1 pseudogene is annotated in these 615 nt (G+C 49.3%); it reads right to left on the bottom strand.

The window, feature by feature from the left end:
- Positions 1–615: pseudogene (locus tag MD535_RS25795) on the bottom strand (transketolase); the annotation flags it as partial.

The raw sequence follows: 615 nt of genomic DNA, 5'->3' as shown, positions 1-615 counted from the left end.
GGCAAGGTCAGCCGAGCCGCCCATGAACTCAGGAAGCATTTGACCAAATGCTTCTAGTGCATTTTGAGACGCTTTACGCGATGCGATGTTTGCTGGGTTAGCTTGAAGATCAGCAATGATTGCCGATGCTTTTTCTTCCCATTGTGCAGGAAGATCGCCGTTTACTCGGCGTTTGAATTCAGCTGCCAGCTCTGGGTATGCTGCTTCATAAGCTGCAAATTTTTCGTTCCACGCTGCTTCCTTAGCTGCGCCTGCTTCTTTTGCATCCCACTCTGAGTAAATTTCCGATGGAATTTCAAAAGGACCATGTTCCCAACCTAATGCTTTACGTGTTGCTGCAATTTCTTCAGCGCCTAGTGGTGCACCGTGACAATCGTGTGTGCCTGCTTTGTTTGGGGAACCAAAACCGATAACGGTTTTCGTACAGATTAGCGTTGGACGAGGATCGGCTTTAGCCGCTTCAATGGCAGCATTGATCGCGTCAGCATCGTGACCGTCTACTGCTGGGATTACGTGCCAGCCGTAAGCTTCAAAACGCTTAGGCGTATCGTCAGAGAACCAGCCTTCTACTTCGCCATCAATCGAGATGCCGTTGTCATCCCAGAAAGCAATCAA

This window comes from Vibrio qingdaonensis (assembly GCF_026191675.1).
GTDB lineage: Bacteria > Pseudomonadota > Gammaproteobacteria > Enterobacterales > Vibrionaceae > Vibrio > Vibrio qingdaonensis.
This window is presented reverse-complemented; position numbering and strand designations above follow the sequence as displayed.